Source organism: Nocardioides furvisabuli (assembly GCF_021083185.1).
Classification (GTDB): Bacteria; Actinomycetota; Actinomycetes; order Propionibacteriales; family Nocardioidaceae; genus Nocardioides; species Nocardioides furvisabuli.
In genome coordinates this window covers 674,159-683,381 of record NZ_JAIGQB010000001.1, presented here as the reverse complement: position 1 = coordinate 683,381, position 9,223 = coordinate 674,159, and the positions used below count along the sequence as shown (strand labels likewise).

The 9,223-nt window shown below is 74.1% G+C and carries 10 protein-coding genes; 1 reads left to right on the top strand and 9 read right to left on the bottom strand.

Annotation, left to right across the window (positions count from 1 at the left end; all coding sequences use genetic code 11):
* The coding region (locus K4G59_RS03205; protein WP_231249245.1) for a hypothetical protein at positions 1-335 on the top strand (335 nt) is incomplete at its 5' end.
* Positions 336-352: 17 nt separating this feature from the next.
* Here the strand turns inward: K4G59_RS03205 and tsaD are convergent.
* From tsaD to glmS, 9 genes are read right to left on the bottom strand one after another with little or no spacing between them, the layout of a single operon-like run.
* Positions 353-1,399, bottom strand: a complete 1,047-nt coding sequence (gene tsaD / locus K4G59_RS03200; protein ID WP_231249244.1) for a tRNA (adenosine(37)-N6)-threonylcarbamoyltransferase complex transferase subunit TsaD — start codon at positions 1,397-1,399, stop codon at positions 353-355.
* The gene (locus K4G59_RS03195; protein WP_231249243.1) at positions 1,392-1,847 is read right to left on the bottom strand and encodes a GNAT family N-acetyltransferase; all 456 of its coding nucleotides are present in this window, start codon (positions 1,845-1,847) and stop codon (positions 1,392-1,394) included. The genes tsaD and K4G59_RS03195 overlap by 8 nt, the downstream gene beginning before the upstream one ends.
* Positions 1,844-2,482, bottom strand: coding sequence for a tRNA (adenosine(37)-N6)-threonylcarbamoyltransferase complex dimerization subunit type 1 TsaB (gene tsaB, locus K4G59_RS03190; protein ID WP_231249242.1), 639 nt, complete (start codon positions 2,480-2,482; stop codon positions 1,844-1,846). Before tsaB ends, K4G59_RS03195 begins: the two co-directional genes overlap by 4 nt.
* A 10-nt stretch (positions 2,483-2,492) precedes the next feature.
* Positions 2,493-3,380 carry a tRNA (adenosine(37)-N6)-threonylcarbamoyltransferase complex ATPase subunit type 1 TsaE gene (tsaE, locus tag K4G59_RS19825; RefSeq protein ID WP_308189329.1) on the bottom strand — a complete coding sequence of 296 codons (888 nt, stop codon included), beginning with the start codon at positions 3,378-3,380 and terminating at the stop codon, positions 2,493-2,495.
* On the bottom strand, positions 3,377-4,444 hold the full coding sequence (locus K4G59_RS03175) for an alpha/beta fold hydrolase (protein ID WP_231249241.1): 1,068 nt from the start codon (positions 4,442-4,444) through the stop codon (positions 3,377-3,379). The genes tsaE and K4G59_RS03175 overlap by 4 nt, the downstream gene beginning before the upstream one ends.
* Complete coding sequence (gene alr / locus K4G59_RS03170; protein ID WP_231249240.1) at positions 4,441-5,595, bottom strand: alanine racemase; 1,155 nt, start codon at positions 5,593-5,595, stop codon at positions 4,441-4,443. The genes K4G59_RS03175 and alr overlap by 4 nt, the downstream gene beginning before the upstream one ends.
* A gap of 7 nt (positions 5,596-5,602) precedes the next feature.
* A complete protein-coding gene (locus tag K4G59_RS03165; RefSeq protein WP_231249239.1) occupies positions 5,603-7,003 on the bottom strand; it encodes an NAD(P)H-hydrate dehydratase in 1,401 nt (466 codons plus the stop codon).
* A 4-nt stretch (positions 7,004-7,007) separates the two neighbouring features.
* Positions 7,008-7,361: a holo-ACP synthase gene (locus K4G59_RS03160; protein ID WP_231249238.1), complete on the bottom strand. Its 354-nt coding sequence runs from the start codon at positions 7,359-7,361 to the stop codon at positions 7,008-7,010.
* 2 nt (positions 7,362-7,363) lie between these two features.
* Positions 7,364-9,208, bottom strand: a complete 1,845-nt coding sequence (gene glmS / locus K4G59_RS03155) for a glutamine--fructose-6-phosphate transaminase (isomerizing) (RefSeq protein ID WP_231249237.1) — start codon at positions 9,206-9,208, stop codon at positions 7,364-7,366.
* Between the last annotated feature and the right edge of the window lie 15 nt (positions 9,209-9,223).

The window sequence follows — 9,223 nt, the reverse complement described above, 5'->3', positions numbered from 1 at the left end:
GCAGCGCCGGCACCGCCGGCAGCCCTGCCTCGCGTGCGGCTGCCGCCGGCTCCACCGCGGGTCGCGGCGCGGCCGGTGGCGGCGGCGCGGCCGGTGGTCGTGGCGCGGCCGGTGGTCGTGGCGCCGCCACCGGCGCGGCCGGATCGTCTTCCGGCGCGCGGTCGGGCGGACGTGGCGTGAGCGGCGCCCGTGCCGTCGGCACGGCCGGCGCCGCGGGCGCAGCCGGCCGAGGCGGTCGCAAGGGCGACCGCGACCGTGCCACCGACCGTGACCGGCTGGTCCACGACCAGGACTGGCTCGGGGACGACGACGTCGCCCCCGGCGTCCTCGACTGAGGTCGGTCGACCTCGGTTCAGGCCACCACGGTGGTGAGGGGCATCGAGGAGTCGGCCGGCAGGTCGAGCATCGAGGGCGTACGTCCTCGCGCGACGAGCTCGGCCCCCAGTGCGGCGACCATGGCGCCGTTGTCGGTGCAGAGCCCGGGGCGCGGCACCCGGACGCGGATGCCCGCAGCCGTGGCGCGCTCCTCGGCCATGGCCCGCAGGCGGCTGTTGGCCGCGACCCCTCCACCGATGAGGATGTCCTCGATCCCGCGGCTCGTGGCGGCGTCGATCGCCTTGCGGGTGAGCACGTCGCACACGGCCTCCTGGAAGGACGCCGCCACGTCGGCAACGTCGATCGGCGTGCCGGCGCGCTGCTGGGCCTCGACCCAGCGCGCGACTGCGGTCTTGAGGCCGGAGAAGGAGAAGTCGAAGCGGTGACGCTCGAGGTCCTTGCGGCTGGTCAGGCCGCGCGGGAAGTCGATGGCCACGCTGTTGCCGCTGCGGGCCTGCTTGTCGATGTGGGGGCCGCCGGGGAAGGGCAGGCCCAGCAGGCGCGCGACCTTGTCGAAGGCCTCGCCGGCCGCGTCGTCGATGGTCGAGCCCATCGGCTCGACGCCGACGGTGACGTCGGTGACCTCGAGCAGGCTGGAGTGGCCGCCGGAGACGAGCATGGCCAGGCACGGCTCGGGCAGGGGCCCGTGCTCGAGCTGGTCGACCGCGACGTGCGCGGCCAGGTGGTTGACGCCGTAGATCGGCTTGCCCAGGCCGAGGGCGAGCGCCTTGGCGCTCGCCACGCCGACCAGCAGCGCCCCGGCCAGCCCGGGACCGCTGGTGACCGCGACCGCGTCGACGTCGCTCAACGAGATCCCCGCCGTCTCTGCGGCGCGCTCGATCGTGGGGACCATCGCCTCGAGGTGGGCCCGGCTCGCGACCTCCGGGACGACGCCGCCGAAGCGGGCGTGCTCCGCGACGCTGCTCGCGACGGTGTCGGCGAGCAGCGTGTGGCCCCGCACGATGCCGACGCCGGTCTCGTCGCAGGAGGTCTCGATCCCCAGGACCAGCGGCTCGTCAGTCATGCGCGGTCGCCGTCTGCGCGCGGGCGGCGCCGGGGAGCCAGCGGCACATCACCAACGCCTCGGACCCGTCGCGGTAGTAGTGGGGGCGCACGTCGATCACGCTGAACTGGCGCGCGACGTAGAAGCCGACAGCCTCGGCATTGGTGACGCTCACCTCGAGCAGCATCCGGGACGCGTCCTCGGTGTCCACCAGGAGCTCGTCGAGCAGCCGCGAGGCCACGCCGCTGCGCCGCGCCCCGGGGCGTACGCCGATGCGCAGCAGGTCCACGATGTCGCCCGCCGTCATCGTCACGGCGTAGCCGGAGAGGTCGTCGGTGACCACGAAGCGGCGACCGGGACCCTCGATCTCCTCGCGGATCAGGCTCTCGCTCCACGCGTCGGCACCGAAGAGCTCCTGCTCGAGGGCGACGAGGGCCGGGAGGTCGGCCAGGGCTGCGGGACGGATCACGAGACAGGCTTTCTGGGTGCGCCCGCGACCGCGTCGGGGCGGCGCAGGTAGAGGGGTTCGGGATCGAGCAATCCTACGAGCTCCGAGCTCACTCCCGCTGCCAGCCAGCCGGCACTCGGGCGGTCCGGGGCGATGGCGTGCGGGAAGTGCTCGGGGTAGAGCAGCGGTCCCGCGCCGGCGACCGGGGCATCGGTGGCGACGTCGGCGGGCCGGGTGACGACCGGGCCCTCCAGGCGGCGTCCGTCGACGTCGTAGGCGGCGAGGTAGACCTCCTTGCGACGGGCGTCGGTCGCGACGAGGAAGCTGCCGGTGGCGGTCCCTGTGCCGACGGCCTCGAGCGCGATCGCGTCGAGCGAGCACACGCCGTAGACCGGGATGTCGAGGACGAAGCCGAGCGTGCGTGCGGTCACCACCCCGACGCGCAGGCCCGTGAAGGGGCCGGGCCCGACGCCGACCGCGACGGCGGTGAGGTCCTGGCGCACGATGCCGGCCTCGGCCATGGTCCGCTCGATGAGCGGCGCGAGGTGCTCGCCGTGCTTCATCGGGACCTCCGACGAGTGCTCCACCAGAACCCGCTCGCCGTCGTGCAGGGCGACGGTCACCAACGGGGTCGCGGTGTCGAAGGCGAGGAGCACGGCGTCGAGGTTACTGGCCCGCGACCCAGCGCAGGCAAACGCGGCGCGGATCGAGCTCGTCGTCGGGGGTCTCGCCCACGGCCCGCTCGATGACGACCTCGAGCCGCGACTCGGCGAGGGACTCGGCGAGGCCGGCGCCCCACTCGACGACCGTGACGGCCTCGTCCAGCGAGGCGTCGAGGTCGAGGTCGTCGAGCTCGGCGAGGCCACCGAGCCGGTAGGCGTCGACGTGCACGAGGTCCGGACCTCCCACGAGCGAGGGGTGGACCCGCGAGATCACGAAGGTCGGGGACGTGACGCCGCCGCGGACCTGCAGGCCGGTGCCGAGGCCCTGGGTGAAGGTCGTCTTGCCCGCCCCCAGCTCGCCGGTGAGCACGACGAGGTCGCCCGCGGCGAGGCTGCGCCCGACCCGCTCCCCCAGCCCGCGCATCGTCTCGGCGTCGGGTGCGTCGACGTCGGTCGCCAGCTGCAGGGCGAGGGTGACGTAGGGGCTGGAGCGGCTCGTCTCGACGAAACCGTGGCGCTCCCAGAAGGCGACGGTCACCGGCAGCTCCTCGCGGGCCACCACCACCACGGCCGGGCGGCCGAGCGCGGCGTCGCGGGCCGCCTCGACGAGGGCCGTCGCGACCCCGCGACCCTGCGCGGTCGGCAGCACGCCGAAGCGCCGCAGCACGAGCCCGTCGGGGGCCACGTCGAGGATCGCGCAGCCCACCGGCTCGCCGTCGAGGGTCGCGAGCAGGCCGCCGCGGCGCGCCAGCATCCGGGCGATGGAGTCGACGTCCTCGGCGAGGGCGTCGGCCGGCGGGTCGAGGACGGGCCGCGCCCCGAACGCCTCCTGCACCACGGCCAGCACGTCGGCGGCGGCCTCGGGACCCACCCTGCGTACGTCGAGGCTCATCGCGCCGCACCGGCCTGGGCCAGCGAGATCAGGTCGTCGAGCTCGGCGATGACCTCCTTGTGGCGCTCGAGCACCACCATGTGCCCGGCGCCCTCGCACTCCAGCAGGCTGGAGCCGGGGATCCGGCTGTGCAGCTTGCGGCTGTGCCCGACCGAGGTGATCTTGTCCTCGGTGCCGCAGATGATCGCGGTGGGCACGCGGCTGAGTGCCTCGAGGTGGTCGAAGTTGTCGAGCGTCGCGAAGGCGGGGTAGAAGTCGGCGACCACCGCGAACGGCGTCGCGTTGAGCATCGAGTAGACGAACTCGACGTGGGAGGCGGGGACCTCGTCGGTCCCGAAGGCGTAGCGATCGGTGAAGACGTCGGCCACGGCGTGCCCCCACGAGCGGGCCAGGTCCACGACCCGGTGACCCCGGTCGAGGGTGCGCACGGCCCGGCCGACGAACCGGCCACCGAGGCCGAGCGGCAGCATCGGGAAGAGGATGCGACCGGGGTCGAGGCCTCCGGCCGTGGTGGAGAGCAGGGCGGCGCCGAGGACCTTGTCGCCGAAGAGGTCCGGGTGGTGCTCGGCCAGCGAGATCACGCTCATCCCACCCATCGAGTGGCCCACCACGACGCACCTGCCGGGCACGGTGTCCTCGATGACGCGCCGCAGGTCGTGGCCGAGCTGCTCGATCGTGCAGTGGTCCTCGTCGGACCGGCCCGAGCGGCCGTGGCTGCGCTGGTCGTAGAAGACCGTGCGGACCTGCCCGCGGTAGGCCGCGCGCTGGAAGTGCCAGCAGTCGAGGTTCAGGGAGTAGCCGTGGACGAAGACCAGGGTCAGGTCGTCGTCGGCCGGTGCGGGCGCGCCGAAGTCGGCCGGGTCGTCGATCTCGACGTGCAGGTCGACCGCGTCGTCGGTGACGACCACGCGGCGGGGGCTGCGCAGCTCCCCGAACTCGACCCGCTCGCCTGCGGCGCGGTTGCCGATGACCCGGTTCTGCCGGGCGATGCCGACCGCGCCCGCGGCAGCGGCGAGGCCGGCGGCGCCGACCACGGTGCCGAAGATGCGTCCCCTGATGCTCACCGGGCGTGTCCTCCTGGGGTCACGTCGCTGTCGACGTGGCGACGCGACAGCCGGCCGCCGATGCGTGTGACGATCTCGTAGTTGATGGTGTCGACCGCCTCGGCCCAGTCCTGGGCCGTCGGCTCGCCGAGGTCGCCGGGGCCGAAGAGGACCACCTCGGTGCCGGGGGGCGGCAGCTCGCCGCCGAGGTCGACGACGAGCTGGTCCATGCACACCCGGCCGCGGATCGGGCGGCGTACGCCGTCCACCCACGCCTCGGCGGTGTTGCCCGCCGCGCGCGGCACGCCCTCGCCGTAGCCCGCGGGCACCAGGCCCACGGTCGTGTCCTCGTCGGCGCGCCAGGTGTGGCCGTAGGACACGCCGTCGCCAGCAGCGATCTCCTTGCTCATCACCAGCCGGGCCCGCACGGTCATCGCCGGGCGCAGCCCGAGCGGCGGGCTGGCGCCGGGCGCCGGATCGAGGCCGTAGGCGGCGATGCCGCAGCGGACCAGGTCGAAGCGGGCCGAGGGGCGCAGGACCGCGGCGGCGGAGTTGGCCAGGTGCCGCACGCCGGGCTCGAGGCCCGCCGAGGCGGCGAGGGCCAGCGCGTCGCGGAAGGCCTCCTCCTGGGCGTCGTTGGCGGGGTGGTCGGGCTCGTCGCTGGCCGCGAGGTGCGACCAGATGCCGGTGACGGTGATCCGGCCCTCGCGCTCGAGGTCGCTCGCCACGGCGAACAGGTCGTGCCACAGCCTCCGGGGTGCGCCACCGCGCGAGAGGCCGGTGTCGACCTTGAGCTGCACACGTGCCCCGCCGACGGCGGCGATCTCCTCCAGCTCCTCCTCGGAGTAGGCGGTGACCTCGACGTCCGCGGCGACGGCGGCCGCGAAGTCGTCGCCCGGGGCGCTGAGCCAGCACAGCAGCGGCCCGCGATCACCCGCCGCACGAAGGGCCAGCGCCTCGTCGATCGTCGCGACGCCGAGCCAGTCGGCCCCCGCCGCGCGCGCCGCCGCGGCGACCTCGACCATGCCGTGGCCGTAGCCGTCGGCCTTGACCACGACCATCAGCTGCACCGGCGCGGCACCGGCGACGACGTCCTTGAGGACCCGGACGTTGTGGCGGACCGCGGCGAGGTCGACCACGATCTCGGCGCGCGGGGGCACGGGATCGCTCATGGCTCGATCATCCCAAACCAGCCAGGACGTCGCGCACGAGTCGAGGGATCTGGACGGCGACCCGGCCCGCGGTCAGCGGACCGCCTGCCGAGGCCTCGGTCGCCGCCGCCCCGTGCACCCACGAGCCGACCGATGCGGCGTCGTACGCCTCGAGTCCCGCCGCCAGCAGGGCCCCGACCACCCCCGCAAGGACGTCGCCGGCGCCGGCGCTGGCCAGCCACGGCACTCCCGTGGTGGTGACGCGGACGCGACCGGCCGGGTCGGCGACGAGCGTGTGGTGGCCCTTCAGCAGCACGACGCAGCCCCACCGGCGGGCGGCGTCGCGCGCGAAGCCGAGCGGCGCGGCCTCGACCTCGGCGCGCTCGACGCCGAGCATCGCGGCGAGCTCGCCGGCGTGGGGGGTCAGCACGCAGCCGGGCAGTGGTCGGTCGACGTGGCGCAGCGCGTCGGCGTCCACGACCAGGGGTACGCCGTCGGCGCGCGCCTCGGCGAGCATCGTGCCCGCGTCGTCTCCCCCGCCCGGACCGACGACCCACGCCTGCACCCGGCCGGCGCCGACGACCTCCGGGTGCGCGCTGCGCACCGTGTGGGCGATGTCCTCGGGACCGACGTAGCGGACCATGCCGACGAGGCCGGTGTTCGCGCCGGACACCGCGAGCAGCGCGGCTCCGGGGTAGGTGCCCGAGCCGGCGCGTACGCCGACGACGCCACGGGTGTACTTGTGCGCGACGTCCGAGGGGTGCGGCAGCAGCGCACGCACGTCGGCGGGCTGGAGCGCCTCGACGGCGGGCACGCCGAGCTCGCCGTCCGCGAGGTCGAGGTCCACCAGGTGCAGCGCACCGCAGGCGGTGGCCGCCGGGTCGACCAGGTGTGCCACCTTGTGGGTGCCGAAGGTGACGGTGACGTCGGCCCGCACGTGCGGGCCCTCGACCCGTCCGGTGTCGACGTCGACGCCCGACGGGACGTCGACGGCGACCACCGGCACGCCTGCGAAGCGGTCGAGGGCTGCGACCGCGGCGGGTGCGAGGCCCGGACGTCCGCCGATCCCGACGATGCCGTCGACGACGAGGTCCGGGGAGGGGTGGAGGTCGGCGGGCGCAGCGGTCGCACGCCCACCTGCAGCGCGCAGCGCGCGGAGACCGGCCTCGTGGGCACGGTCGGCCAGCAGGAGTGCCTCGACCTGCACCCCGCGACCCGCCAGGCGGGCGCCGGCCCACAGGGCGTCGCCGCCGTTGTCGCCGGGGCCGACGAGCAGCAGCACGCGCCGGCCGTAGCCGCCGCCGAGCAGGTCCAGGACCGCGGCGGCGAGACCCGCGGCCGCGCGCTGCATCAGCGCACCGTCGGCCAGGCGCGCCATCGCGGCGGCCTCGGCACGGCGTACGTCCTCCACGGTGTGGGCGCGCAGCACGGCCCTAGCCCTCCAGCACCACGACGGCCGAGGCGATGCCGGCGTCGTGCGAGAGCGAGACGTGGACGTGGGCGACGCCGAGGCGCTCAGCGCGCGCCGCGACGGTGCCCCGGATCTCGAAGCGCGGCCGCCCGGTGTCCTCCGAGACGATCTCCGCGTCGTGCCAGGCCATCCCGACCGGCGCTCCGAGGGCCTTGGCCATCGCCTCCTTCGCCGCGAACCGTGCCGCCAGGGACGCGGACGGGCGCGTGGCCTCAGCTGCGGTGAACAGCCGGTCGCGCAGCGCGGGGGTGCGCTCGAGGGACTGCACGAAGCGGTCGATGTCGACCACGTCGATGCCCACACCGATGACGGGCACGTCTATTCCACCGTGACGGACTTGGCGAGGTTGCGCGGCTGGTCGACGTCGTGGCCGAGCTGGGTGGCCAGCTCGCACGCGAACAGCTGCAGCGGCACCACCGCGACCAGCGGCTGAAGCAGCACCGGCACCTGGGGCAGCGTGATCAGCACGTCGGCGTAGGGGACGATCGTGGTGTCGCCCTCCTCGGCCAGGCAGAGGGTGCGGGCGCCGCGGGCGCGCACCTCCTGGATGCCGCTGATCATCTTGTCGTGGAGCTGGTCGCGTCCGCGGGGCGGCACGACGCACAGGATCGGCAGGCCCTCCTCGACCAGCGCGATCGGGCCGTGCTTGAGCTCGCCGGCCGCGAAGCCCTCGGCGTGGAGGTAGGCGATCTCCTTGAGCTTCAGCGCGCCCTCGAGCGCCACCGGGTAGCCGGCGTGGCGGCCCAGGAAGAGCACCGAGCGGCTGCCGACGTGGTCGCGCGCCAGGCCGTAGACCTGCTCGGCCTTGTCGAGGACCGTCTGGATGTGGTCGGGCATCTGGTCGAGCTGGTCCATGACCTGGGAGATCTCGTCGCCGTAGCGGGTCCCCTTGACCTGCGCGAGGTAGAGCGCGAGGAGGTAGCAGGCGACGAGCTGGGTCAGGAAGCCCTTCGTCGAGGCCACGCCGATCTCGGGGCCGGCGTGGGTGTAGATGACGCCGTCGGACTCGCGCGGGATGGTCGAGCCGTTGGTGTTGCAGATCGAGAGCACCTTCGAGCGCTGCTCGCGGGCGTGGCGGATCGCCTGGAGCGTGTCGGCGGTCTCGCCGGACTGGCTGATCGCGACGACGAGGGTGTCGCTGGTGAGGATCGGGTCGCGGTAGCGGAACTCGCTCGCGAGCTCGACCTCCACCGGGATCCGGCACCAGTGCTCGATGGCGTACTTGGCCACCATCCCGGCGTAGAAGGACGTGCCGGCGGCGATGATGATGATCTTGTCGACGTCTCGCAGGTCCTGGTCGGACAGGCGCATCTCGTCGAGCTGCAGCAGCCCGTCGGTGCCGCGGCGGCCGAGGAGCGAGTCGGCCACGGCGCGCGGCTGCTCGAAGATCTCCTTGCGCATGAACCAGTCGTGGCCGTCCTTCTCGGCGGCCGACAGGTCCCAGTCGACGTGGTAGCGGCGGCCCTCGGCGGGGGTGCCGTCGAACCCTGAGACGCTGACGCCGTCGCGGGTGATCGTGACGACCTGGTCCTGGTCGAGCTCCATCGCCTCGCGGGTGTGCTCGATGAAGGCGGCGACGTCGGAGCCGAGGAAGTTCTCGCCCTCGCCGATGCCGACCACCAGGGGCGAGTTGCGGCGCGCAGCGACGACGCGGTCGGGGTCGTGGGCGTCGATGGCGACGAGGGTGAAGGCACCGTGGAGGCCGCGGCACACGTTCTGCATCGCGACGGTCAGGTCGACGCCGGTCTCGAGCTGCTCCTCGAGCAGGTGCGCGGCGATCTCGGTGTCGGTGTCGGAGGCCATCTCGACGCCCTCGGACTCGAGGCGACCTCGGAGCTCGGCGAAGTTCTCGATGATGCCGTTGTGGACCAGCGCGACCCGGCGCGCGCGACCGAGGTGCGGGTGGGCGTTGCGGTCGGTCGGCGGTCCGTGGGTGGCCCAGCGGGTGTGGCCGATGCCGGTGGTGACCTGCGGGAGCGGCGACTCGGCGATGGCCTTCTCGAGGTTGGCCAGCTTGCCGGCGCGCTTGTCGGACACGATCGATCCCGCCTCGACCAGCGCGATCCCTGCGGAGTCGTAGCCTCGGTACTCCAGCCGCCGGAGGCCCTCGATCACCACGCCCTCGGCGGGCTTGTCACCTACGTATCCGACGATTCCGCACATGGCCGGGGAGTCTAT